At 70.7% G+C, this 24,856-nt stretch carries 21 protein-coding genes, 1 tRNA gene and 2 riboswitches; of the genes, 10 read left to right on the forward strand and 12 right to left on the reverse strand.

Translation table 11 applies throughout. The features are described from left to right. Positions 1-66 precede the first annotated feature (66 nt). A complete protein-coding gene (acs, locus tag ATL40_RS11595; RefSeq protein ID WP_098469673.1) occupies positions 67-2,043 on the forward strand; it encodes an acetate--CoA ligase in 1,977 nt (658 codons plus the stop codon). A gap of 204 nt (positions 2,044-2,247) precedes the next feature. On the opposite strand, the gene ATL40_RS11600 is transcribed toward acs, so the two are convergent. Beyond that, positions 2,248-3,051, reverse strand: coding sequence for a hypothetical protein (locus tag ATL40_RS11600; RefSeq protein ID WP_098469674.1), 804 nt, complete (start codon positions 3,049-3,051; stop codon positions 2,248-2,250). Then, a complete protein-coding gene (locus ATL40_RS11605) occupies positions 3,048-4,778 on the reverse strand; it encodes a bifunctional lysylphosphatidylglycerol flippase/synthetase MprF (protein WP_245867232.1) in 1,731 nt (576 codons plus the stop codon). Before ATL40_RS11605 ends, ATL40_RS11600 begins: the two co-directional genes overlap by 4 nt. 83 nt (positions 4,779-4,861) lie before the next feature. On the opposite strand from ATL40_RS11605, the gene ATL40_RS11610 reads away from it, so the two are divergent. Continuing rightward, complete coding sequence (locus tag ATL40_RS11610; RefSeq protein WP_098469676.1) at positions 4,862-5,755, forward strand: alpha/beta fold hydrolase; 894 nt, start codon at positions 4,862-4,864, stop codon at positions 5,753-5,755. A gap of 27 nt (positions 5,756-5,782) precedes the next feature. Here the strand turns inward: ATL40_RS11610 and nth are convergent, their stop codons facing one another. After that, a complete protein-coding gene (gene nth, locus ATL40_RS11615; protein WP_098469677.1) occupies positions 5,783-6,394 on the reverse strand; it encodes an endonuclease III in 612 nt (203 codons plus the stop codon). A gap of 134 nt (positions 6,395-6,528) precedes the next feature. Here nth and ATL40_RS11620 point away from each other — a divergent pair, with 134 nt between their 5' ends. Next, positions 6,529-7,206 (forward strand): Crp/Fnr family transcriptional regulator, encoded by a 678-nt coding sequence (locus ATL40_RS11620; RefSeq protein WP_245867042.1) that lies wholly within the window; start codon positions 6,529-6,531, stop codon positions 7,204-7,206. Between the two features lie 9 nt (positions 7,207-7,215). Here ATL40_RS11620 and ATL40_RS11625 read toward each other — a convergent pair whose 3' ends face one another. Both ATL40_RS11625 and sp36 read right to left on the reverse strand, forming a co-directional pair. Further along, the gene (locus tag ATL40_RS11625) at positions 7,216-7,689 is read right to left on the reverse strand and encodes a RidA family protein (protein ID WP_098469678.1); all 474 of its coding nucleotides are present in this window, start codon (positions 7,687-7,689) and stop codon (positions 7,216-7,218) included. Next, positions 7,689-7,850, reverse strand: coding sequence for a Sp36 family protein (sp36, locus tag ATL40_RS11630; RefSeq protein WP_098469679.1), 162 nt, complete (start codon positions 7,848-7,850; stop codon positions 7,689-7,691). The genes ATL40_RS11625 and sp36 overlap by 1 nt, the downstream gene beginning before the upstream one ends. Positions 7,851-7,965: 115 nt before the next feature. Between sp36 and ATL40_RS11635 the strand changes: the two genes are divergently transcribed. The 4 genes from ATL40_RS11635 to ATL40_RS11650 all read left to right on the forward strand — a co-directional run bounded on the left by ATL40_RS11635 (position 7,966) and on the right by ATL40_RS11650 (position 13,414). Next, positions 7,966-10,488, forward strand: a complete 2,523-nt coding sequence (locus tag ATL40_RS11635) for a penicillin-binding protein (protein WP_098469680.1) — start codon at positions 7,966-7,968, stop codon at positions 10,486-10,488. After that, positions 10,481-11,479 (forward strand): metallophosphoesterase, encoded by a 999-nt coding sequence (locus tag ATL40_RS11640; RefSeq protein ID WP_098470464.1) that lies wholly within the window; start codon positions 10,481-10,483, stop codon positions 11,477-11,479. Before ATL40_RS11635 ends, ATL40_RS11640 begins: the two co-directional genes overlap by 8 nt. 95 nt (positions 11,480-11,574) lie before the next feature. Then, a tRNA-Pro gene (locus tag ATL40_RS11645) sits at positions 11,575-11,648 on the forward strand. 165 nt (positions 11,649-11,813) lie between these two features. Then, positions 11,814-11,901, forward strand: a riboswitch (glycine riboswitch). Continuing rightward, positions 11,902-12,003: riboswitch (glycine riboswitch) on the forward strand. Between the two features lie 52 nt (positions 12,004-12,055). After that, on the forward strand, positions 12,056-13,414 hold the full coding sequence (locus tag ATL40_RS11650; RefSeq protein ID WP_211283181.1) for an L-serine ammonia-lyase: 1,359 nt from the start codon (positions 12,056-12,058) through the stop codon (positions 13,412-13,414). A 53-nt stretch (positions 13,415-13,467) separates the two neighbouring features. On the opposite strand, the gene ATL40_RS11655 is transcribed toward ATL40_RS11650, so the two are convergent. Further along, positions 13,468-14,340: a formate/nitrite transporter family protein gene (locus ATL40_RS11655; RefSeq protein WP_098469682.1), complete on the reverse strand. Its 873-nt coding sequence runs from the start codon at positions 14,338-14,340 to the stop codon at positions 13,468-13,470. Between the two features lie 57 nt (positions 14,341-14,397). On the opposite strand from ATL40_RS11655, the gene ATL40_RS15080 reads away from it, so the two are divergent. Continuing rightward, positions 14,398-15,084 carry a copper resistance CopC family protein gene (locus ATL40_RS15080; RefSeq protein ID WP_169925961.1) on the forward strand — a complete coding sequence of 229 codons (687 nt, stop codon included), beginning with the start codon at positions 14,398-14,400 and terminating at the stop codon, positions 15,082-15,084. A 42-nt stretch (positions 15,085-15,126) separates the two neighbouring features. Beyond that, positions 15,127-17,025, forward strand: coding sequence for a S9 family peptidase (locus tag ATL40_RS11665; RefSeq protein ID WP_098469683.1), 1,899 nt, complete (start codon positions 15,127-15,129; stop codon positions 17,023-17,025). A gap of 55 nt (positions 17,026-17,080) precedes the next feature. Here the strand turns inward: ATL40_RS11665 and ATL40_RS11670 are convergent, their stop codons facing one another. From ATL40_RS11670 to ATL40_RS11685, 4 genes are all read right to left on the reverse strand, one after another. Beyond that, a complete protein-coding gene (locus ATL40_RS11670; RefSeq protein ID WP_245867043.1) occupies positions 17,081-17,998 on the reverse strand; it encodes an FtsX-like permease family protein in 918 nt (305 codons plus the stop codon). A gap of 182 nt (positions 17,999-18,180) precedes the next feature. Beyond that, entirely contained in the window at positions 18,181-18,807 is a 627-nt protein-coding gene (locus ATL40_RS11675) for an ABC transporter ATP-binding protein (RefSeq protein WP_245867046.1), read from the reverse strand. Positions 18,808-18,869: 62 nt separating this feature from the next. After that, entirely contained in the window at positions 18,870-19,868 is a 999-nt protein-coding gene (locus tag ATL40_RS11680; RefSeq protein ID WP_169925963.1) for a peptidoglycan-binding domain-containing protein, read from the reverse strand. A gap of 170 nt (positions 19,869-20,038) precedes the next feature. Further along, complete coding sequence (locus ATL40_RS11685; protein ID WP_143556965.1) at positions 20,039-20,920, reverse strand: hypothetical protein; 882 nt, start codon at positions 20,918-20,920, stop codon at positions 20,039-20,041. 142 nt (positions 20,921-21,062) lie between these two features. On the opposite strand from ATL40_RS11685, the gene ATL40_RS11690 reads away from it, so the two are divergent. After that, the gene (locus ATL40_RS11690) at positions 21,063-22,331 is read left to right on the forward strand and encodes a MalY/PatB family protein (RefSeq protein ID WP_211283116.1); all 1,269 of its coding nucleotides are present in this window, start codon (positions 21,063-21,065) and stop codon (positions 22,329-22,331) included. 122 nt (positions 22,332-22,453) lie between these two features. Here ATL40_RS11690 and ATL40_RS11695 read toward each other — a convergent pair whose 3' ends face one another. Further along, positions 22,454-23,518, reverse strand: a complete 1,065-nt coding sequence (locus ATL40_RS11695) for an aspartate-semialdehyde dehydrogenase (protein WP_098469687.1) — start codon at positions 23,516-23,518, stop codon at positions 22,454-22,456. Continuing rightward, entirely contained in the window at positions 23,515-24,795 is a 1,281-nt protein-coding gene (locus ATL40_RS11700; RefSeq protein WP_098469688.1) for an aspartate kinase, read from the reverse strand. Before ATL40_RS11700 ends, ATL40_RS11695 begins: the two co-directional genes overlap by 4 nt. Positions 24,796-24,856 lie beyond the last annotated feature (61 nt).

Below are 24,856 nucleotides of genomic sequence, written 5' to 3' on the forward strand. Positions count from 1 at the left end.
GCGCGCCGGCCCTCTCGCCACTAGTGTGGGACCCGTCACATCACCGCCACCGCAGACGGAGATCACATGAGCGACGCGACCGAACCCACGCTGGAGAACCTCCTCCACGAGAACCGCAGTTTCCCCCCGAGCGCCGAGTTCGCGGCGCAGGCCAACGTCGATGCCGGCGAGTACGACCGCGCCGCGGCCGACCGCCTGGGCTTCTGGGCCGAGCAGGCGCGCGAGCTCCTGGACTGGCAGACGCCGTTCACCACGGTGCTGGACGATTCCGCCGCACCCCGCTACGGCTGGTTCCCCGACGGCCGACTCAACGCCGCCCACAACGCCGTGGACCGCCACGTCGCCGCCGGCAACGGGGACCGGGTCGCGATCCTGTGGGAGGGCGAGGACGGGGAGTCCCGCCGCATCACCTACGCCGAGTTGGCCGACGACGTGGCCCGGGCGGCCAACGCCCTCACCTCCCTGGGGGTCGGCACCGGCGACCGGGTGGCGATCTACCTGCCGATGGTCCCCGAGGCGATCGTCGCGCTGCTGGCGTGCGCCCGGATCGGCGCCCCGCACTCGGTGGTCTTCGGCGGGTTCAGCGCGGATGCGCTGCACAGCCGCATCATCGACGCCGAGGCGAAGGCCGTCATCACCGCGGACGGTGGGTACCGCCGGGGCAGCGCGAGCCCGCTGAAGCCCGCCGTGGACGCCGCCCTGGCCAAGGGTGGCACCGCCGTCGAGCACGTGCTCGTGGTGCAACGCACCGGCGGCGAGGTGGAGTGGGTCGAGGGCCGGGACGTGTGGTGGCACGACGTGGTGCCGCAGGCCTCCACCGAGCACGAGCCGGTGTGGGTGGACGCGGAGCACCCCCTGTTCATCCTCTACACCTCCGGCACCACCGGGAAGCCGAAGGGCATCTTCCACACCACCGGCGGATACCTCACCCAGACCGCCTACACCCACCGGGCGGTCTTCGACCTCAAGCCCGAGACGGACGTGTACTGGTGCACGGCGGACATCGGGTGGATCACCGGGCACAGCTACGTGGTCTACGGGCCGCTGGTCAACGGCGCCACCCAGGTGGTCTACGAGGGCACCCCGGACACCCCGCACAAGGGCCGGTGGTGGGAGATCGTGCAGAAGTACGGCGTCACGATCCTGTACACGGCGCCCACGGCGATCCGCACCTGCATGAAGTGGGGTGAGGACATCCCCGCCAAGTTCGACCTCTCGAGCCTGCGGGTGCTCGGCAGCGTGGGCGAGCCGATCAACCCCGAGGCCTGGATGTGGTACCGCCGGGTGATCGGCGGGGACACCGCGCCGATCGTGGACACGTGGTGGCAGACCGAGACCGGCGCGATCATGATCTCCCCGCTGCCGGGCGTCACCGCAGCCAAGCCGGGGTCGGCGCAGGTGCCGCTGCCGGGCATCGTGGCGAAGGTCCTGGACGACGCCGGGCAACCGGTCGGCCCCGGTCAGGGCGGCTACCTCGCCCTGACCGAGCCGTGGCCGTCCATGCTGCGCGGGATCTGGGGGGACGAGAAGCGGTTCGCGCAGACCTACTGGTCCCGGTTCCCCGGCACCTACTTCGCCGGGGACGGTGCGAAGTACGACGAGGACGGTGACGTCTGGCTGCTGGGCCGGGTGGACGACGTCATGAACGTCTCCGGACACCGCCTGTCCACCACGGAGATCGAGTCCGCCCTGGTCTCCCACCCCTGGGTCGCGGAGGCCGCGGTGGTGGGCGCCAGCGACGAGACCACCGGTCAGGCCGTGGTGGCATTCGTGATCCTGCGCGGCGGGGACGAGGTCACCGACCTGCCCGAGGACGGCGAGGCGGTCGTGCAGACGCTGCGAGGGCACGTGGGGCAGGCGATCGGTCCGATCGCGAAGCCCCGTTCGATCCTCGTGGTCAACGAGCTGCCGAAGACCCGCTCGGGCAAGATCATGCGCCGCCTGCTGCGGGACGTGGCGGAGAACCGGGAGGTCGGGGACGTCACGACCCTGGCGGACTCCGGTGTGATGTCGCTGATCCAGCAGGGCCTGAAGAAGGACTGACCCCGCGCCGTTCCCCGCGGGCGAGGTGTGGCGTCACGCCTCGCCTGCGGTCGGCCCGAAGGGGCCCTCCCGGAGTGGCTGGGCGTGGGGACCCATCGCAGCGGCGGGTGGGGCGTGGGGCCCGTCCCGGAGTGGCTGGGCGTGGGGCGCGAGGAACGAGCGCCCGGGCAGGACGGGCCCCACGCCCCACCCGCACCCATCCACCTAGGCCTCCGCCGTGGCCTTCCCCGCGGGTGAGGCCGCCAGCAGCACGCAGCCCGAGAGGGCCACCGTCATCGCGATCACCAGGGCCAGCCCCCAGCCGGCGCGGACCTCGTCGCCGAGCATGGAGATGCCCACCGCGGAGGGGATCACCACCTCCAGCACCGAGACGATCGCGGCGGCGATGGCCACGCTGCCCTTCTCCAGGGCACGGATGTTCCCCACGACCCCGACGGCGCCGCCCACCAGCACGATGATGGCCACGGGGTGGAAGATCACCCGCAGCAGGCTGCCGTCGGTCTCCGCGGCGCGCGCCCCGATCGCCACGAGCGAGAACCCGAGGCCGGACAGGGTCGCCATCACCCACGCGGGCGCCCTGAGGTAGGCCACGGCGGTGATGGCCCCGAGCACCAGGGCGATGATCACCAGGACCATCACGAACCGCCCGCCGGGCCCCGTGGGGTGCTCCCGGCCGGCGGCGCCGGCCACCACCACGAGGCCCACGAGCACGATCCCGGCGCCGACCATGTCCACCGTGCGCAGGCTGACCGGCAGCACCCGGGGTGCGCCGAGCACGGAGATCACCACGGCGGCCGCGATGATCGTCTGCACCAGGAACAGTGGCGCCCGGTCGTAGGCGACCAGGGAGACCAGGAAGGCCGCGCCGTCGACCACCAACCCGATGAGCACCAGCGGCTGGGTGAACGTGTTCAGGCCCTGCGCCTTGGAGGCCCCGACCGCCTGCAGCAGGGTGGCGACGCCGTAGAGCACGCACGCCACCAGGGCGAGGAGCAGGCCCCAGATCACGAGCGCGGGTAGCTGTACTCGGCGGCGTGATCGAAGAAGCGTCCGATCACCGGGATCTCGGTGACGCCCTCGGCGTCCGCCATCACCAGCAGTTGGGCCGTGACGAACTCGGGGGCGTCCACCATGAGCCACCTGGCCGTCCAGGTCGGGTCGTACTTCTCGTTGAAGGTGGCGAGGGTCTCCATCTGGGTGCCCTTGGAGAAGCGCTGCAGCAGCGGCTTGACGAGGCTGTCCAATCGGCTGCTGCTCTCGCCCTTGAGCACCCCGCGCATCACGGCGAAGTTCAGACCCAGGCCCCGCACGCCGTCGCCGGTGCCGATGCCGTGGGGTCCGCCCGCATCACCCAGCTGGGCGATGGTCTGGGCGATCGTGAAGTCGATGAGCCCGTTGGGCAGGTCCGCCACGTCCAGGCGGCGGCGCATCACGTCCAGCGACCAACCGTCGATGTCGCGGGCGGGCACCCACTGGATGAAGGCATCCACCCGTCCCTCGGCGTTGCGGGTGACCGAGAGCCACAGGCCCTCATCGCTCGGGTCCAGCAGCCGCGAGAGCGTCATGGAGAACCCCCGCTCGGACTCCCCCCGGCGGGACTCCTCGGCCATCTGGCGCACCTGGTCCGCGAGCTCGGGCTCCAGGTGTGCCGGGTCGTGGAACGTGGTCGTGTACCCGGCGCGCTCCACCCGGGAGACCGCGTGGCGCAGGGACTTCTTGGACTTGCCGGTGAGGGTGAACTGCGAGCAGTCGACCGTGGCCTCGTCCCCGAGGTAGATCGACCGCAGCCCGCTCGCCTCGTAGATCGGGCGCCAGGCGTCGGTGCCGGCCACCACGCACAGGGACCACCCGAAGCCCTCGGCGTAGGCCACGAAGGCCTCCCAGACCTCCTCGCGTTCCGCCACTGGCCCGATCGGATCGGGTGAGACGAGGCACACGCCGCTGCGCGTGGAGTAGGCGACGACCGAGTCGCCGACGAAGAAGTAGTCCTTGTCATCGCGCAGCGCGAAGTAGTCCAGGGTGCCGCCCCCGTGGCGGGCCACGATCCCCCGGGCGCGCTCACGGTCGCGCAGATGATCGGCGGGGCTGAGGCGCACCGGACGGCGCGGGGCCAGGAGCACCCAGACCAGCGTGATGAGGAAGGCGATGAACGCCACGACCTCCAGGGTCCGCATCACTCTGAGTGCGCGCTCGTCCACGATCGTGTCCGCGACGTCGTCCGTCAGCACGTAGATGACGATCGCGATGGCGAGCAGCACCGCGAGCGCGATGGCGGTGTAGCCGATCAGGCGGCGCGCGGTGGCCGCCGGTACGTGCACCGTGAAGGCCCCGCGCGCCCAGATCAGCCAGATCGCGCCGGCGAGCGGCAGCACCCCCCACAGGGTGCTGTAGCCCGGGGAGATGTGCAGCACCACCGAGACCAGCAGCGCCGCCACGGCCCCCCACAGCGCGATCCGGTGCCCGTTGCGCAGGCCGCGCGAGGCACCGAGCAACAGGATCGCGGCGACGGCGAAACTGAACCGGGCGCTGGTCTCCCCCAGCCACGGGAATACCTCGTACAACAACCCGAAGTGGCCCCAGAGGTGGCGCTGCAGCGCCGAGAGCATCATGAGGACCGCCAGCACCACGGTGACGCGAGAGGCGATGTTGCGCTTGGCCTGGTCACGCCGTCGGCTGCTGGTGCGGGTGGCGGTGGAGGGCGGCAGGAGGAGAGAACGGTCGTCCTCGGGGGGCATCGACGTCACCCGGCCGATCCTATCGGCGAGGGGCCCGTCGGCTTCTTCGGGCGTGGCGGGGACGCCCGCGATAGCCTCGCCGGGTGAGTGTCGATTCCTTGTCCCTGCAGGTCCCCGGCGAGTGGGAGCACCGGTTCGTGGCCGCGAACGGGTGCCGGTTCCATGTTGCCCAGGCGGGCGACGCGGACGCTCCCCTGGTCCTGCTCCTGCACGGGTTCCCGCAGACCTGGTACGCCTGGCGTCATCAGATCCCGGCGGTGGCAGCCGCGGGCTATCGGGTGGTCGCCATGGACCTGCGCGGGTTCGGCCTCTCCGACCGCCCACCCCGGGGCCATGACACCTTCTCCCTCGCGGACGACGTGGCCGGGGTGATCCGCGCCCTGGGGCACAGCCAGGCGGTGGTCATCGGTCACGGGTACGGCGGCCAGATCGCCTGGGCCCTCCCCGCGCTGTTCCCCGACCAGGTGCGCGCGATCGGGGTGCTCTCCGCCCCGCACCCGATCGGGTTGCGCTCGCGCCGGGTGGTGCCCGTGGGCACCCTTGCGGCGTTGGCGTTCGCCCAGGTGCCCTGGTTCCCCGAGCAGCGGCTGCGCCGCGACTGGGTCCCGGCCCTGTTGACGGCGTGGGGCGCACCCGGGTGGGAGTGCGACGCCGTGGACCACTACGTCGACGCCGCGCGGCTGCCGGCGGCGGCCCACCACATCCTGGAGCAGGCCCGCTGGCAGGTGCGCTCCTCCTCCCGGCCTGCCGGCAGGCGCCTCCTGGCGGAGCTGAAGGCTCCCGTGCGGGTGCCGGTGCTGGCGCTGCACGGCACCGCCGACCGGGCGCTGGCCCCCGCCTCCCGGCGCCACGACTCCCAGTACGTGGCCGGGGAGTACGCCCAGCACCTGATCGCCGGGGCGGGGCACTTCCTGCCCGAGGAGGCGCCCGACGCCGTCACCCGCCAGGTACTCGGCCTGCTGCGATCCCTCGACTGAGAACGCAGCCCGCCCTCGCTCAGGCCCTCACGCGGGGGCCGAGGTCGCAGCGGACGGGCACAGGTCCCGCACCGGGCACTCGGCACAGGCCGGGCGGCGCGCGTGGCAGACCCGGCGCCCGTGCCAGATCAAGCGGTGGCAGGTGACCACCCACTCCTCGCGCGGGAGGAGCGCGGTGAGGTCACGCTCGACCTTGACCGCATCCTGCTGTGTGGTCCACCCGAAGCGGCGGGCGAGCCGGCCCACGTGGGTGTCGACCGTGATCCCGGGGACACCGAACGCGTTCCCGAGCACCACGTTCGCGGTCTTGCGCCCGACCCCCGGCAGGGAGACCAGGGCCTGGAGATCTGCCGGCACCACGCCGTCGCGCTGAGCCAAGGCCGCACCGAGGCCGAGCAGCGAACGCGACTTGGCACGGAAGAACCCGAGCGGGCGCAGGATCTCCTGGAGGTCCGCCTCTCTCGCCCCTGCGAGCGCCGCGGCATCCGGGTAGCGCCGGAAGAGCTCCGGGGTGACCTGGTTGACTCGGACGTCCGTGGTCTGCGCGGACAACACGGTGGCCACCAGCAACTCGTACGGCGAGGTGAAGTCCAACTCGCAGTGCGCGTCGGGGTAGGCCTCCGCCAGCGCGCGCATCATGGCGCTCACCGGCGCCGGGCCCCGCCCCAGGACGTGGGCGGACGGGGAGTGGTCAGGTGTCACCTCGTCACCGTACCCACGCCGAGTGATGTGAGGTGGCACACTTGCTCCACCGACAAAGGGAGGTAGCCACTGTGTCCGAGGAAGTCGTCCGCACCGTACCGCTGTTCGCCGATCTCGACGAGGAGACGTTCCGCGTGGTGCGCGGGCACATGGTCACCACCAACGTGCGCCGCGGGGAGATCCTGTTCCGGGAGAACGAGCCGGGTGACCGCTTCTGGGTCATCACGGCGGGAAAGGTGAAGCTCGGGCACACCGCCCCGGACGGACGCGAGAGCCTGCTGGCCGTCCTGGGACCGGGTGAGATCGTCGGCGAACTGTCCGTGTACGACCCGGGTCCCCGGACGGCCACGGCGACCGTGCTGGCGCCCTCCACGTTCCTGGAGTTGGAGCACAGTCAGTTCGTGCGACTGCTGGACTCCCACCCCGCGCTGGCCCACCAGTTGCTGCGCTCCCTGGCGCAGCGGCTGCGCAAGACCAACACGGCACTGGCGGATCTGGTCTTCTCCGACGTGCCCGGTCGCGTGGCCAAGGCCCTCCTGGACCTCGCCCAGCGATTCGGCCGCCCGGCCGGCGCCGGGATCCGCGTGGCCCACGACCTCACGCAGGAGGAACTGGCTCAACTCGTGGGCGCCTCGCGCGAGACGGTGAACAAGTCGCTGGCGGAGTTCTCCAGCCGTGGCTGGATCCAGGTGGACGGGCGCGCGGTGATCCTGCTGGACATCCAGCGACTGGAGCGACGGTCCCGCTGAGAGAGCCCCTCAGCGCCTCCTGGCAATGACCTCGACCTCGACCGGGGAGTCCAGGGGGAGCACGCTCACGCCCACCGCGGAGCGGGCATGCGGGGTGCCGAAGACCGCACCGAACAGTTCGCTCGCTCCATTGGCCACCGCCGGCTGACCGGTGAAGGCGGGATCGGAGGCCACGAACACCACGGTCTTGACGATCTCCGCGATGGCGTCCAGACCACCGGCCTGCGCGGCGATGGCCGCGAGCGCGTTCAGGCCAGCGGTGCGCGCCAGGAGCGCCGCGTCCTCGGGCGGGACGAGGCTCGCTCCGGTGCCGACCTTCCCGGTGGCCAGGAGCGCGCCGTCGCGCAGCGGCAACTGACCCGAGGAGTAGATGAGGTCACCGGCGCTGACGGCGGGGACGTACGCGGCCACGGGGGCGGCGACCGGCGGCAGGGCGAGGCCGAGCTCGGCCAGGCGCAGCGAGGGCGTGGACTCGGCGCCCATCACCGCTCCCCGGAGGGGCGCTTGAGATAGGCCACGAGGCCGTTGCCACCGGGTCCGGGGACCACCTGGACGAGCTCCCACCCGTCGGCGCCCCACTGGTCGAGGATCTGCTTGGTGCTGTGCACGATCAACGGGATCGTGGCGTACTCCCAGGTCGTCATGGTCCGAGCCTAGTGGGGCGCGCAGCACCCCTTCCAGGGCTGCTCTCACACAATCCCCACACCTGCGGCCCTCCCCAGCGCCGTTGTTGTCAGGGTCCGCCCGTAGTCTTGAACAATGGAATCGCCACGCCCGACCCGTCGCCATGAGGTGAACGTCTTCCAGGCCCTGGCGCTGCTGCTCGCCTTCCTGCTGCTCGCCGTCACCGGCGGCGTACTGACCGCGGGCCTGCTGATGCCGGCTGTGGCCGCCGTGGGAAGCGTCTCCGGGGCCGCCCAGCAGTTGTTCGACGACCTGCCCACCGAGGTCGAGATCGCACCTCCCTCGGAGCGTTCGGTGATCCTCGCCGCTGACGGCAGCACCCTGGCGACGTTCTACAGCGAGAACCGCGTGGTCGTGCCGCTGGAGGAGATCTCGCCGATGATGCAGGCGGCGGTGATCGCCACGGAGGACGAGCGGTTCTACGACCACGCCGGTGTGGACACCCAGGGCCTCATGCGCGCGCTGTTCCGCACCCTTCAGGGCGACACCCAGGGCGCCTCGACCCTGACCCAGCAGTACATCAAGAACGTGCTGATCGAGGAGGGCCGCCAGACCGGCGACGAGGAGGCCATCGAGGCCGCCCAGGAGGCGGACGGCGCCGAGGGCATCAACCGCAAGTTGCGGGAGATGAAACTCGCGATCTCCCTGGAGAAGGAGTACTCCAAGGACCAGATCCTCGAGGGCTACCTCAATATTGCCCAGTTCGCCGTGGGCACCTTCGGGGTGGAGACCGCGGCGAACTACTACTTCAACAAGTCCGCCGCTGAGTTGAACGCCGGCGAGGCCGCGCTGATCGCCGGGGTCACGAAGAGCCCCACCCTGTACGACCCGACGCGTGCGAGCGACGAGGAATACACGACGGCGACCAACCGTCGCGACACCGTGCTCACCCAGATGCACGATCAGGGCTACATCACCGACGCTGAGTACGACGAGGCGATCAACACGCCGGTGGCGGACATGCTGGATGTGACCCGCACGACCCAGGGGTGCGCCACCGCCGGGATCAGCGCCTACTTCTGCCAGTACGTGACCGCGTCGCTGGTGAACGACGGCTACCTCGGGGAGACCGAGGAGGAATCACGTCAGGCCCTGCAGCGCGGTGGTCTGACGATCACCACCACGATCGACCTGGAGCGGCAGCGTCAGGCCTATGAGTCGCTGGTCTCCCAGATCCCCACGAACGACCCGACCTACAACTCCTCGGTCTCGGGTGTGTACGGCGTCTCGGGTGCCATCAGCTCGGTGGAGCCCGGCACCGGGAACGTCGAGGCCATGGTGCAGAACACCACCTACGGCGAGGCGACGGAGGAGGACCCGCGCGCCACCACCGTGAACTTCAACGTGGACCGCGCCTACGGGGGCGGTGACGGTTTCCAGACGGGTTCTACCTTCAAGGCGTTCGTCCTGACGCAGTGGCTCATCGACGGGCACTCGCTCGCCGAGACGGTGGACGCCACCAACGGGCAGACCTTCCCGTTCGAGAGCTGGAACATCTCCTGCTCGCCGAGCTCCGCGAGCGACTACGAGCCGAAGAACCTCGAGGGCGCGGGCGGCTCGAACATGACGGTCCTGGAGGCCACGCGGCAGTCGGTGAACACCGCCTACGCGTACATGGAGAACCAGATGGACCTGTGCGACCTGCGCGAGACGACCTCGAAGATGGGCGTGCACGTGGGTACCGGCACGATCAACCCCGACCTGCTGCCCGAGGGCAGCCCGGCGCGGGCCCTGTACGAGGAGCAGGCGGGCGAGGACATCCTCGCGGTCCCCTCGATGGTGCTGGGATCCAACACCATCGCCCCGCTGACCATGGCCGCGGCGTTCGCGACCTACGCGAACGAGGGCGTCTACTGCGAGCCGCGTGCGATCACCGCGATCCAGGACCGCGACGGGAACGAGATCGAGGTTCCCGAGCCGCAGTGCGAGCGGGCCCTGTCCGAGGAGATCACGGCAGGCGTCAACTACGCCCTGCAGGAGGTGGTCTCCCCCGGCGCCACCGGTGCGGCCGCCCAGATCGACCGCCCCGTGGGGGGAAAGACCGGGACCGCGAACGACGACATGCACGCCTGGTTCGTCGGCTACACCCCGCAGTTGTCCACCGCGGTGTGGGTGGGGCACAGCGAGGGCAATATCAGCATGTTCAACACCGTGATCAACGGCATCTTCTACTCCCAGGTCTACGGCGGTCGCCTGCCGGCACCGATCTGGGCGTCCTACATGAGCCAGGCGCTCGCGGGCGAGCCCGCGCAGGGCTTTGCCGAGGCGGACCGCGAGCAGGTCTACGGGGAGGAACTGCCGGTGCCGAACGTGCGAGGCAAGAACCTCGCGAACGCGACCGCCATCCTCGAGCAGGCCGGCTTCCGGGTGCAGATCGGGAGCAACAGGTACGGATCGATGCCCGTGGGGCTCGTCGAGGCGTACTCGCCCAGCGGCATCTCCACCCGGAACTCGACGATCACGATCTACCCGAGCGCCGGTCCCGCTCCGGCGCCCGAGCCCGAGCCCGAGCCCGAGCCCAGCGAGGACGAGGGTGGCGACGACGACGGCGGGGACGATGACGGCGGCGGGGACGGCGACGGCGACGGCGATGACTGACGCGGTCCCCCCGGGCTCGAGAGGCTCCGGCACGGGACGGTTGGCGGCCGCGACGGCGGGCGCCGTGGCGCTGGCGGGAGCCGCCGCCGCGTGGTCGCTGATCGAGGCACGCTGGTACACCGTGCGGCGCGCCCGGGTGCCGGTGCTCCAGCCCGGGAGCGAACCGCTGCGGATGCTGCACATCTCCGACCTGCACCTCACACCCACCCAGCGCGACAAGGTCGCCTTCGTGCGGGACCTGGACTCCTGGAACCCGGACCTGGTGGTCAACACGGGCGACAACATGGCGCATCGCGACGCCCTGCCCACCGTGCTGCGCGCCATCGAGCCGCTGCTCGCCCACCCCGGTGCGTTCGTCATGGGCTCGAACGACTACCTCGCGCCCGAACCGAAGAGCTGGGCGCGCTATCTGCGTGCGGATCCCCGCGATGCGGATGCGGTGCCGCAGAGCGAACAGATCGACCGGCCCGACCTGATGGAGGACCCCTCACGTCGGTTGCCGACCGAGCACCTGGCCTCCGCGATGACCGACGCCGGCTGGCGGGACCTCACCAATCGCCGTGACGCGCTGGTCGTGAAGGACTCCCACTTCGACCTGGTGGGCGTGGACGACCCTCATCTGGACCGGGACGTCTTTCCCGCCCGCGCGCCGCTACCGCGGGGCGCCGTACGCCTCGGGGTGACACATGCGCCCTACCAGCGGATCCTGCAGGCCATGTTCGTGGACGGCGCCTCGCTGGTGCTGGCCGGGCACACCCACGGCGGCCAGCTGGCGCTCCCCGGGTACGGGGCACTCGTGACGAACTGCGACCTGGACACCGCTCGCGCGAAGGGACTCTCCGGCTGGCCCGGTGGCCGCCCGGACGAGCCCGGGAGCGAGGACGGCATGTGGCTGCATGTCAGCGCGGGCCTCGGCACCTCGCCGTACGCCCCGGTGCGGTTTGCGTGCCGCCCGGAGGCCACGCTCCTGGACCTCGTGCCCTCGTCATGAGTCACCTTCTCGCGCTCGCACGCCACCACGGGCACCGACGATTCGAGTTTCTCGCCGTGAGGGGTTAGTCTGGTCCGCGGCCCACACGGGCCACTCGGGGTGTGGCGCAGCTTGGTAGCGCGCTTCGTTCGGGACGAAGAGGTCGCAGGTTCAAATCCTGTCACCCCGACTCAGGGAAAGGCCCGCCGGCGTCAGCCGAGCGGGCCTTCGCTGTGTCGGAGACAGGATGCTGGGAGCCGGAGCGCCCGGCGAGGCACGAGCCGGTCGCGACGGCGGCCCTTCCCTCGCGACCTGCGCCGGGGCGATACTGGGACGACAACGTCATAGGACCGACAAACCCGTCCCGGGAGAACGCCGCACCGCGGCTGCCGTAGGAGCAAACCCTCTCGGAACCTCTCAGGCACCACAACCGGGACGGCTGGTCACTCTGGAGAGCGGCGCCAACGGGGGCGCCCACCGAAGGGGCAAGCCCCGTCGCCGCAGGCGGCAGGGTGAATCTCTCAGGTATCAGCGACAGAGCGGGAGGAACCCTCCACCCTGCGGGGTGCCGGCAGCGAGGAGTTCCACGTGGTCACACTGCCCAGTGTGCTCGACCTGTTCCGCATCGGGATCGGGCCGTCGAGTTCGCACACCGTCGGGCCGATGCGCGCCGCCGCGCAGTTCGTCGACGAGCTCGGCGCGGACTGCGCCCGGGTGGACGCCCTACGCGTGGAACTGTGCGGGTCGCTGGCCGCCACAGGCATCGGCCACGGCACGCTGCCGGCCGTGCTGGTGGGCCTGGAGGGCTGCCGCCCGGAGGAGATCCGCGCCCCAGAGCTCGCCGAGCGACTGGCCCGCATCGAGGAGACCGAACACGTGCGCCTTCCCGGCGGCACCGAGGTCGCGCTGTGCTCCCGGGACATCGTGATGTCGCCGCGCACCCTGCGCCCCCGGCACACGAACGCGCTCACCCTGCGCGCGCTCTCCCAGGGCGAGGTGCTCCTCGAGCGCACCTACTACTCGGTCGGCGGCGGGTTCGTGGTGCGCGACGACGAGACCACCCAGGAGGAGGAGACGACACTCCCGCTGGCCTACTCCAGCGCAGCGGAGTTGTTGGCGTTGTGCGCGCGGGAGCATCTCGGCATCGCCGAGGTGACCTGGCGCAACGAGATATCCCGTCACCCGAGCCGTGACGTGCGGGCGGAGATCCTCGCCATCCGCGACGCCATGGATGAGTGCATCGCCGCCGGGATCTCCCACCCGGGCGAGTTACCGGGAGGCCTGCGCGTGCGCCGTCGGGCGCCCTCCTGGCACGAGCGGTTGCAGGAGGAGGACCCGGAACGCTCCGGCGAGTTCGCGCAGGAGTGGGTGAACCTGGTGGCGCTGGCGGTGAACGAGGAGAACGCGGCGGGCGGCCGCGTGGTCACCGCTCCCACGAACGGGGCCGCCGGGATCATCCCCGCGGTGCTGTACTACGCCGAGCACTACACCCGGGTGGGGCGCAGTTCGGATCGCGACGACATCGCGGTGCCCTTCCTGCTGACGGCCGCGGCGATCGGCGCCCTGTACAAGACCCGCGCCTCCATCTCCGGCGCGGAGGTGGGCTGCCAGGGAGAGGTCGGCTCGGCGTCCTCCATGGCCGCCGGGGCACTGGCGGCGATCCTCGGTGGCACCCCCGAGCAGGTGGAGAACGCCGCCGAGATCGCCATGGAGCACAACCTCGGGCTCACCTGCGACCCCGTGGGGGGTCTGGTGCAGATCCCGTGCATCGAGCGCAACGCGATCGCCGCCGGCAAGGCGATCAACGCGGCGCGCATGGCGATGCGGGGCGACGGCACCCACCGGGTCTCCCTGGACACCGTCATCGAGACGATGCGGCGCACCGGGGAGGACATGAGCGAGAAGTACAAGGAGACGGCGTTGGGCGGCCTCGCGGTGAACGTGGTGGAGTGCTGAGACGGCGATGTCCTCACCCACCCCGCTGACTGCGCCGGCCCCAGGCGGCGCCGTCAGCCGCGCCGGCGGCCCGGCAGGCGGCGACCGGTCTCCGGGTCGTAGCGCCGCTGGTCGTTGACGTAGGCGTAGTACAGGCCGATCAGCAGCCCGCCGCCCACGAAGTTGCCCAGCAGCGCGATCGCGATGTTCCCGAGGGCCGGCAGGATCTCCAGCCCACCCTGCAGCCCGATGATCGAGAACAGCACCGTATTGGCCACGGAGTGCTCGAAGCCGAGGAAGGCGAAGATGAACACCGAGACGATCATCACCAGGGACTTGGTGAGGTCGTCCTTGATGAGGCCGTTGTAGACCAGCAGCATCGCCAGGTTGATCATGAAGTTGCACAGGATGGCGCGCACGAACAGGTCGCCCCACCCGGCCGCCCCCTCGCCGAGGTAGGAGATCTTGTGCTCGACGGCGTGCTCCATCTGGGTGCCGACCTCGCCGTCGGCGAGGGTGGAGAAGCGCAGCAGGACGGCGATCAGCAGGCCGCCGAGCAGGTTGCCCAGGTAGCACAGGCCCAGGATCCGCAGGGACTTCGACCAGGTGGTCTGTTTGTAGTACGCCCCGATCGTGATGATCATCATGTTCGAGGTGAGCAGCTCGGACTTGGAGTAGTAGATGAACACCAGGGCCCACCCGAACACCAGCGAGCCGACGATGCGGCCGATGTCCACCAGGGCGCCCACATCGCCGTCGGCGGAGGAGAACGCGGCCAGCACGGAGAAGTAGGCCACGTACATCAGGCCGATGATGAGCCCGGCCATGAGCGCGCGCATCAGGTAGCGGCGCGCGAGGTCCCCGCTCATCGCGGTCTTGGTCTCCAACGCCTCCAGCACCGTGGAGATGAACTGCTTCCCGGGGAAGAGCGCCGCCAGATCCGCCATGCTTCCAGCATTCCACCTCGGCGCCGAGCAGTCCTGGGACGTCCATACCATGGAGGGGTGTCCTCGCTCACGAACCGTGCCGCCCTACCCACCCGGAGCCTGCGGCGGCTGACCGCCGCGCTGGCGACCGCCCTGGTCCTCCTCGTCGCGGGCCCGGTCACCGTGCCGGCCCACGCCCACGACTCCCTCGTGGGCTCCTCCCCCACCGACGGCGACGTGCTCACCCAGAACCCCGGGACCGCGGTGCTCACCTTCACCGGGGAGATCCAGGAGATCGGCACCGCGATCGAGATCGTCGGCCCGAGCGGGGACGTGGCGGGCGAGCCGAAGATCTCCGGGCGGGACGTGAGGGTCCCGATCGCCGCGGACGCCCCCTCCGGGGACTACCTCATCACCTGGCGGGTGACCTCCTCCGACGGGCACCCGATCGACGGCGAGATCCCGTTCGCGATGGACCTCCCGGACGCGTCGGCCAGCGCCCAGGAGCCCACCACCGAGGCAGGCTCCACCGAAGCGGGCACCCCCGAGGCGAGCGAGCAGACCACCGTGGCTACGCCGTCGGCCACCGAGGCGAGCACCTCGAGCGAGGAATCCACGGACACCGCCTCCGATTCCGACGACGCGGCGGCCCCGGACGTCACCGACCTTCCCGCCTGGGTGATCGCGCTGATCGCCGTCGCGATCGTCGGGGCCGTGGTGGCCCTGCTGGTGCGGATGCGCCGCTCCTCCCGTTTCCGGGAGTGAGTCCGCGATCGCGACCGCGCGGACCGGCCCTAGGCTGAGGCCGTGTCCGAGACTGCTGCCCACGAGACCGACCACACCTCGCCGAGCGAGGAGACCCCGCGGTGGGAGCGGCGCTTCCGCGCCGCGACCGTCTCCCTCCCCGACTGGGCGAGTCACGCCCCGCAGCGCGCGGTGGCCGTCACCGTCCACGAGGGCGTCCGGCAGATCCACAGCCTGGACGTGCCCACCGGGACGTTGATGCCGCTGACGAACCGCCCCAGCGGCACCATGGACGCCACCCTCACCCCGGACGGCGCCCACGTGTGGTGGTTCGACGACGACGCGGGGGACGAGTTCGGCGTCTGGCGTCGCCAGCCGTGGGGCGCCGCGCCCGGTGAGGGCCTGGACACCCCGCTCGACCTGCCCGCGGCCTACTCCGCGGGCCTGCTGATGACGACCGCGGGTGGTGTGCCGGGCGCACCCGCCGTCATCGCGGTGGGCTCCAGCGACGACGACGGCAGCCGGGTGCATGTGGCGATCGACGGCGTGCACGACGGCGCCGCTCGCCTCGCGTACTCCCACGCCGAGAGCGCCTCGGTCGCCTCCCTCAGCGAGGACGGCACCCTGCTGGTGATCGAGCACTCCGAGCACGGCGACTCCCGCCACCCCTCCCTGCGGGTGCTCGCGACTGGGCTGCGCGGTGCGGAGTCGCCAGGGGGCGCGCGCGCCTTCGGGGACGTCGTCGCGGACCTGCACGACGGTGAGGGCAAGGGCCTCGCGGCCTGCGGCTTCGCCCCCGTCCCGGGCGACGCCCGCCTCCTCGTGGTGCACGAGCGCCGCGGCACGAGCGAGCTGGCGATCTGGGACGTGGCGACCGGCGAGGTGCGCGAGATCGACCTGGGTGCGCTCGGCGTCGAGGGCGAGGTCGCCGATGCGGACTGGACCTGCGACGCCACCGGGATCCTCGTGGCCGTCGATCACGCGGCTCGCACCCGGATCTACCGCCTCGCTGCGTCCGGTGACGCCCTGGAGGCCCTCGGCCCCGACGACGGCACCGTCAGCGGCGCGACAGCGCGGCCCGACGGTGCGGTGTGGCTCGGCTGGAGCTCCGCCGCCCAGCCGCGCACCGTGCTCGAGGCGAGCACAGGCGAGGTGGTCGTGGCCGCCCCGGGCGAGCCTGCGCCGTCGTCCGTGATCGCCGAGGATGTCTGGACCGAGGGGCCCGGCGGGCGGATCCACGCCCTGCTGCGCCGACCGGCGGGGGTCAGCGAGCCGCTGCCGGTGGTGGTGGAGGTGCACGGCGGCCCCACCTGGCACGAATCGGACTCCTTCGCCCCGGACCTGGCGGCCTGGGTGGACGCCGGGTATGCCGTGCTCACGGTGAACTACCGCGGCTCCACCGGGTACGGCGCCGCCTGGCGGGACGCCCTGGAGGAGAAGGTCGGGTTCACCGAGCTCGACGACATCGCGGCCGTGCACGACGACCTGGTGGCGCGGGGCGTGGTGGACCCGGCGCGCTCGGCGCTGGTCGGCGCCTCCTGGGGCGGCTACCTCACGCTGCTGGGCCTGGGGACGCAGCCCGGACGCTGGGCCGTCGGCGTGGCCGATGTCCCGGTCGCGGACTACGTGGCGGCCTACGAGGACGAGATGGAGCAGCTGAAGGCGTTCGACCGGGCGCTGTTCGGCGGGTCGCCGCAGGAGGTGCCCGAGGCCTACCGGATCAGCTCACCGCTGACCTACGTGGACCAGGTGAGCGCTCCCCTGCTCGTGCTGGCCGGGGAGAACGACCCGCGCTGCCCGATCCGGCAGATCCGCACCTACCTGACCGCGCTACGCGCCCGGGAGGACGCGCCGATGGTGGAGACGTATGAGTTCGGCGCCGGGCACGGCTCCTACGCCGACGACGAGCGGGTGGCGCAGATGCGCGCCCGGCTGGCGTTCGTGGAGCGGGCGCTGGGCTGAGACGTCCCCGTTTGACGGGGTCAATCGGCCGAGGTGAAGCGCCCCAGGGATGTCGTCAGGCGGTGCGCATGATGGCGACGGGGTCTCGGTGCGCGGCGTAGGTGGCGGGGGTGAGGCTGGCTATCGTGGCGGTGAGCGTGGCCAGGAGTGCGGTGGCGGCGCTGAACTCCCATGGTGCGGTGTGGTTCTGGGCGGAGAGGGTGAGCTGTGCGATCAGGGTTCCGAGGACTGCTCCGCTGAGTGCGGGAGCGGTGGTTCTGAGTGCGACGAGCGCGATGAGTTCTGATCGGGTGATGCCCAGTGTGCGGCGGCGTCCGAGGTCACGGCGTCGTATGAGGACGTCGGCGAGGACGACGATCGCGACGAAGAACGCACCGGCGCCGAGTATCAGGAGAAGGAGAGATCGCCCGAAACCTGCGAACTGGTCGGTGACGCGTTGCGTGGTGTCTGCGGCTGCGGCGGCGGAGTCGACCTGGATGCTGGTGGGGTCGGCCCCGATGATGGCAAGGGTGGCTGCCTGGACTGCTCTGACCTGGTGGGTGGAGTCGGCGAGGATCCTGACTTGGTGGAGAGATGACCCGTCCAGGGTGCTGGAATCAGCCTCGGGGGCGCTGAGCGCCATGGCGTCGAGGTGCTCGTAGGGCTCTTGTGCGGTGAAGGCCCCGACGATGCTCCACTGCGCACCCTCGGCTGATTGGAGGTAGCCGGCTGGCAGGTCCAGGTTGAGCCTCTGCACGCTGCTGGCGGGGATGATGACCTCGCCGGGCCCGGGCAGGCGACCTTCGATGAGGCGGATCCCTTGATCCAGGTCGCCATGGACGGTGGTGACGGCAATGCTGCTGCCTTCGCCCAGCGCGCCGTTGACCGCGTCGATCGGTAGGTCAGTGGCGATGACTGACTCGGCGTGATGGAGTTCTTGAAGGAGCGGGACGCTGGAGTAGGGGATCTGGCCCGGAGTTCGTGAGACGGTCACCGTCAGGGTGCGGGCACTGGACCCTGCGAGTTCCTGGAGGAGTTGAGCTTCTTGGGCTGCTTGACGACCCACGGTGAAAAGTGCGGCGAACGTCATTCCGGCCACAACCAGGGAGACCAACAGGGTGGGGATGCGGGATGCCCACGCGGCTGTGAGGGCTTCCCGGAGCAAGGCGCTGGGTCTCACAGGCTCAGCACCTCATCGGCGCGTTCAACGACGGCAGGGTCGTGGGTGGCGATGAGGATGGTTCGGCCCTGCTCGGCTGCGTGACGGAGGGCGTCGATGACCAGGGAGGAGTTGTCCGGGTCGAGGTTTCCCGTGGGTTCATCGGCAAGGACGATGCTGGGTTCGTTCACGAGTGCTCGACAGACTGCAACTCGCTGGGCTTGCCCACCGGAGATCTGGCCTGGTCGGTGGGTGGCACGGTGGTGGAGGCCGAATGTCGCCAGGAGGTCGTACGCGCGCTCGCGCAGGTCGCGGGGACTGCCACCGGCGTAGAGGCCGGGTTCGATGACCGAGTCGAGGATCGCGCGTTCCGCGTCCAGTTCGGAGTCTTGGAAGATGAATCCCAGGCGGTGTGCTCGCAGGCGCGAGCGTCGGTGGTCCTTGAGGTCGGATGCGGACTCCCCGTCGATGATCACCCTTCCGCTCGTGGGAGTGAGCATCAGGCCGAGGACATAGAGCAGGGTGGACTTCCCCCGCCCGGAGGGGCCGGTCAGAGCGGTGATTCGGCCCGGAGCGAAGGAGTGAGTCAGGCCATCGAAGAGTTCCTCGGTGGTGGGTCCATAGGTGAATCGCAGGTCTTGCACGGCGATCGTGACGCCGGGGGCCCGAGAGGCGGGGTCACCGACTTGCCCGTGCTCGGGCGCCATCATGGGGCGGTGCTCGATTCCCCGCCCTGAGCGGTGTCGGAGGTCGGGGAGGGCGGCCCCTTCTCGGAGGTGGGGGTGGGGTCGGTATCACCCGGATCCGGCGTGATCTCACCCGGGGCTTCGTCGGCGAAGACCCGTATCTGCTCACCTGCTGAAAGGCCCGAGACGACGGCGAGTCCATCGGCGATGGCGAGCACCTCGACACGGCGTTCTTGCTCGCCCTCGGCCGTGACTACGGTGACGTTAGTGTCTCCTCCCATCGAGGTGCGAAGCGCGGAGACCGGCACGACAGGCCCGCGTTGCGGAGCGACGACTTCCACCTGAGTCAGGAGGTAGTTCTCGATACCGGCGGGTAGCGCGTCGCACTCCTGCCCACACACGGTGGCCCCTTCCGGCGACGCCAGCCTCAGGGAGACCCCTCCGGAATCGTTGGGCAATGCCTCGGCTATGACTGCCTGCCAGGTCACGTCCCCTGCTTCCAGATGTACTGAGGTCCCCACCGGTGCCAGTTCGGCTTGGCTGGTCGTCACCTCCATCTCGAAGGTCGGCTCTCCTGAGGCGGTCAGGAGCACAACTTCACCGCCGCTGAGCGTGGCGCCGGGCCAGATCTTCTCGCGGTCGATGATGATCTGCGCGGGGACCTGCGGGACGGTGACGAGGGTCCCCAGGGGAAGGGAACCCGTGGCAGGTGCCGCAATCTGCTCCTGCCAGTCCTTCACCGCCTCGGTGGTGCCGGCGCCCCAGACTCCGTCGGCTGCGATGTCGAATCCCACCGCGCCAAGGAACTCCTGGACGGCTCGAACATCCTGTCCGCGACTGCCCTGGCCCAGGTCGCGCCAGAACGGAGTTTCCCCGGCGATCAGGACCACCGGTGTCTCACCCACGCGGTACAGCACCGACCCTGCACTGTGCTCGCCGTCCGCGCCCAAGGCCGTGACAACGCCGACGAGGGCGTTCTGCGCCAGGGGACTTGGCGTGCGGGTGACCGTCGTGGTCATCGTCAACACTCGTCCCAGTTCCTGCTCTACGACCTCCACGATCGCGGACGACGGCGACGCTTGGGGCGACTCGGCCGGTGGCCGCAGCGTGACTCGCCCTGCCCAGAACGCACCCGCGCACAGGACAACAACAACGAATGCCGTCGCCACCAAGCGAAGGGCACCGGATCTCATGACCCGTAGAAGACTTCAGCCGGCGGGTAGGCCGGGCAGTCCTCACCCAACTGGACAGCTTCCTCCTGCGGAAGGCTCGACAGCACATCCGAGGGCCACCAGTCGGTTCGCTCAGAAGTGTGGAACGAGGAGACATACACCTCGCGTGAGGGTTGATCGGACCGATCAATCATGTGACCGTGCGCGTCCATGCACGGCAGAAAGTACTGATCCCAGTAGTCATAGAGCAGTCCGAGCTGGTCAGCCGACCACTCCTGACGGTAGATCGGGTCCAGGGTAAACTGCGCCGCGCACGTGTAGTTCGCCAGATTCAGCGCAGCCTCCTGCGACTCAGGGACTCCTCCGTTGACGAAGGCGATCCCGTTGTCCGGTGTCACCTCCGCGGCGAAGCCCGCCTCGGTGTAGCACGCAGCCATCGCCTGGGAGTCATCGGCGGGGCCCATCGTCCACCGGACCAGCTCCACCTGCGGTGGCGCGTCCAACTCGAACTGCTCCGCCAATGAGCGCAGGTACTCCTCCCGCTCACTCAGGCGTTCATCCTCTGTCATCGAGGGGGCCACAATGCTCACCGTCGGCTCCCAGGAGGACACATCCCACGCCCCGGCCTCCGTCGCCGTGGGAGTGGCTACCTCGCCAACTCCTGGACTCCCGTCCGAAGCATCCTCCTCCGGTGCGGAGCACCCGGCGGTCAGCAGACCACCGAGGGCGCTCAAGGCGACCACGCAACTCCACTGTCTCAACGAAACCTCCACGACTTCAATGGCACTCCCGCCGATGCGCTGCACTGCGCCGACCTGGCCTACGTCATGCGAGCCTATGGCATCGGTGGGGACGCCACCGCATGCCGTGAGGCGATCGCCGCCGACGATGGCGTGCACGTCAGCCTCGACAATCTGCGTCGTGACATGGCGCAATCTGCTACCGCGGACAGTCACCCCAGGGGCGATCCGATGTGAGACGGTCAGCAACGCTCGGCTCTGGGCGACGTCTCCTGCCCGGGGGCGGCCTTAGGGTGGCCGGGTGAGCACCACCCCCGTCACCACCGCGTCCCAGTCCCCCGCCACCACGCCCGACTCCGCCTTCGACGCCGCCGCCTTCGACGCCGCCGCCGTCGACGCGCTGACCGCGGCCGAGCTCCGCGCCCGCGGCTCGATGAAGTGGACGGCGTTCCCCGACACCATCGGCGCCTGGGTCGCGGAGATGGACTTCCCGCTCGCCGCGCCCGTGGCGGACGCCCTGCAGGAGGCCGTCACCGCTCCCCGCCTGGGGTACCTGCCACCCGCCGTCGTCGCCGACACCAAGGCGGAGTGCGCCGCCTGGTACCGCCGCACGACCGGGTGGGAGGTGACCGAGGACCAGGTGTTCCTCGTGCCGGACGTGCTGACGGCCCTGCGGGTCACCCTGGACCACGTGGCCGGCCCCGGCAGCGCCGCGGTGGTCACCACCCCCGCCTACATGCCCTTCCTGTTTCGCCCCGAGCAGGTGGGTCACCCGGTGCTCCAGGTGGCCGGCACGCAGGACGAGGAGGGCGTGTGGCGGCACGACCCCGCCGCACTCGAGGACGCCCTGACCCGGGCGCGCTCGGAGACCGGGGTGCGGCCGGTCCTGGTGCTGTGCAACCCGTGGAACCCGGTCGGCCGGGTGCTGGGGCGCGAGGAGATGCTCGAGATCGCCGAGGTGGTCGAGCGCACGGGCGCGGTGTTGTTCTCCGACGAGATCCACGCCCCGCTCACCTACGACGACGCCACGCACCTGCCGTACGCGAGCCTGAATGAGGCCACGGCGCGCCACACGATCACGGCCCTCTCGGCGTCGAAGACCTGGAACCTACCCGGGCTGAAGTGCGCACAGATCGTGGCGGCCGACCCCGAGCTGCTGGCCGCGCTTCGCCGCCCGGAGACGTTCGCCGGCCTGGAGCCGGCGACGATCGGGGCGATCGCGAACGCCGCCGCCTACCGGGACGGGGAGCCCTGGCGCGTCGGTGCGGTGGCGTACCTCACCGGGAACCGCGCGGCGTTCGCCGAGGCCGTGGCCGCGATCCCCGGGACTCGGCACACGCCGCCCGAGGGGACCTACCTGGCGTGGGTGGACCTGCGTGAGGTGGTCGGTGGCACCTCCGGGCAGGCGCTACCGGCGGACCTGGGAGCCTTCTTCCGCTCCGCCGGGGTCGCGCTCCAGGACGGCGCCGGCTGCGGCGCCCCCGGCTTCGTGCGGTTCAACCTCGCGCTGCCGCGCCCCTTGATGCGGGAGGCCGTGGCGGCCATGGCCACCGCCGTCGCCGCCCACTGACCCACCCTCCGCGAGGTGGTTCTGCAGGTACCACGAGGCGCCTGCAGAACTACCTCGCGGTGGTCGCAGAACTACCTCGCGAAGGGTTCAGGGATGCCTCGCGGAGATGGAGACGAGCGGGGTTAGGCGAGTTCGTCGACCAAGAGCTCCGCGATCTGCACGGTGTTGAGGGCCGCGCCCTTGCGCAGGTTGTCGTTGGACGCGAAGAACACCAGGCCCTTGCCCTCCGGCGCGGACTGGTCGGCGCGGATGCGACCCACGAACGTGGGGTCCACCCCGGCGGCCTTCAGCGGCGTCGGCACATCCTCCAGCGCCACACCGGGCGCCGTCGCGAGCAGCTCCCGCGCCCGCTCCGGGGTGATATCCCGGGCGAACTCCGCGTGCACCGCGAGGGAGTGCCCGGTGAAGACCGGCACCCGCACGCAGGTGCCCGCGACCAGCAGGTCCGGCAGCCCGAGGATCTTGCGCGACTCGTTCCGCAGCTTCTGCTCCTCGTCGGTCTCCCCCGTGCCGTCGTCCACGAACGAGCCGGCCAGGGCCAGCACGTTGAACGCGATCGGCTCGGGGTAGAGCGAGGGCGCGGGGAAGTCCACCGCGTCGCCCGCGTAGGTGAGCGACTCGATCTCCGCTCCGGCCTCGTTCAGCGCCCGCACCTGGGAGCCGAGCTCGCGCACCCCGGCGAGTCCACCGCCCGAGACGGCCTGGTAGGTGGCGACCTTCAGTCGCTCCAGCCCGGCCTCGCCGTCGAGCACCCGCAGGATCGGCATGATCGCCATCGTGGTGCAGTTCGGGTTCGCGATGATGCCCTTCGGGCGCACCCGCGCCGCCTCGGGGTTCACCTCGGAGACGACCAGCGGTACCTCGGGGTCGCGCCGCCAGGCGGAGGAGTTGTCCACCACCACGGCGCCGGCCTCGGCGAACCGCGGCGCGAGGGCCTTTGAGGTCGCACCACCGGCGGAGAACAGCGCGATGTCGATGCCGCGCAGGTCCGCCACGCTCGCCGCGGCGGCGTCCTCCACCACGATGTCCTGCCCGCGGAAGGGCAGGGTGGTGCCCGCCGACCGCGCGGAGGAGAAGAACCGCACCCGCGCGGCGGGGAAGTCGCGCTCCGCGAGCAGCGTGCGCATCACGCCGCCGACCTGCCCGGTGGCGCCCACCACCGCGATCGTCAGACCTGACTCGCTCATCGTCCGCTCCCTCCGTAGACCACGGCTTCCACCTCGGCGGCGTCCAGCCCGAACGCCGTGTGCACGGCGCGCACGGCGGTGTCGAGCTGGTCCGCGGCGGTCACCACCGAGATCCGGATCTCGGAGGTCGAGATCATCTCGATGTTGACGCCGGCGTCGCGCAGCGAACCGAACAGCTTCGCCGAGACCCCGGGGTGCGAGCGCATGCCCGCCCCCACCAGGGAGAGCTTGCCGATGTCGTCCTGGTAGAGCACGTCGTCGTACCCCAGCTCGTCCGCCAGCAGCGACAGCGCCGCCCGCACGAGGGCGACGTCGCTGGCCGGCAGGGTGAAGGAGATGTCGGTCTTGCCGGTGGCGGCCACCGAGACGTTCTGCACGATCATGTCGATGTTCACGCCGGCGCCTGCCACGGTCTCGAACAGCCGCGCCGCGGCGCCGGGCACGTCGGGCACACCGACGCAGGTGACCTTCGCCTGACTGCGGTCGTGTGCGACGCCGGAGATGATCGGGGCTTCCATCTCGCCTTCCTCTTCCTCGCTCGGGGTGATGACGTGGGTGCCCTCCTTCATCGAGAAGGAGGAGCGGACGTGGATCTCCACGCCGAAGCGGCGCGCGTACTCCACGCTGCGCAGGTGCAGGATCTTGGCGCCGTGGGCGGCCATCTCCAGCATCTCGTCGCTCGTGATGCGCTCGATCCGCCGCGCCGTGGGCACGATCCGCGGGTCGGCGGTGAACACGCCGTCCACGTCGGTGTAGATCTCGCAGACATCCGCGCCCAGGCCCGCGGCGAGCGCCACCGCGGTGGTGTCGGAGCCGCCTCGGCCCAGGGTGGTGACGTCGTTCGCGTCCGGGTTCACGCCCTGGAAGCCGGCCACGATCGCGACCGAGCCGGTGCCGAGGCACTCGGTGATGCGCCCGGGGGTCACGTCGATGATGCGGGCGTTGCCGTGCGAGGCGTCGGTGATCAGCCCGGCCTGCTGCCCGGTGAAGGCCTGCGCGGGCACGCCGCGGGAGTCGATCGCCATCGCCAGCAGCGCCATCGAGATGCGCTCGCCGGCGGTGAGCAGGATGTCCATCTCCCGCTGCGGCGGCTCGCTGCTGCCCACCACCTGCTCGGCGAGGTCGATGAGCTCGTCGGTGGTGTCACCCATGGCGGAGACGACCACGACCACGTCGTGGCCCTGGGTCTTCATGGCGACGATGCGGTCGGCGACGCGGTTGATGCTGGCGGCGTCGGAGACCGACGAGCCGCCGAACTTGCTGACGATGAGCGACACGAGATCAATCCGTAGTGCGGGGGCGGGTCGTCGTGAGTATAGAACCGGGTGCAGCCTGGCG

Origin of the sequence: Serinibacter salmoneus, from assembly GCF_002563925.1 — a bacterium.
In the GTDB taxonomy this organism is placed as follows: domain Bacteria; phylum Actinomycetota; class Actinomycetes; order Actinomycetales; family Beutenbergiaceae; genus Serinibacter; species Serinibacter salmoneus.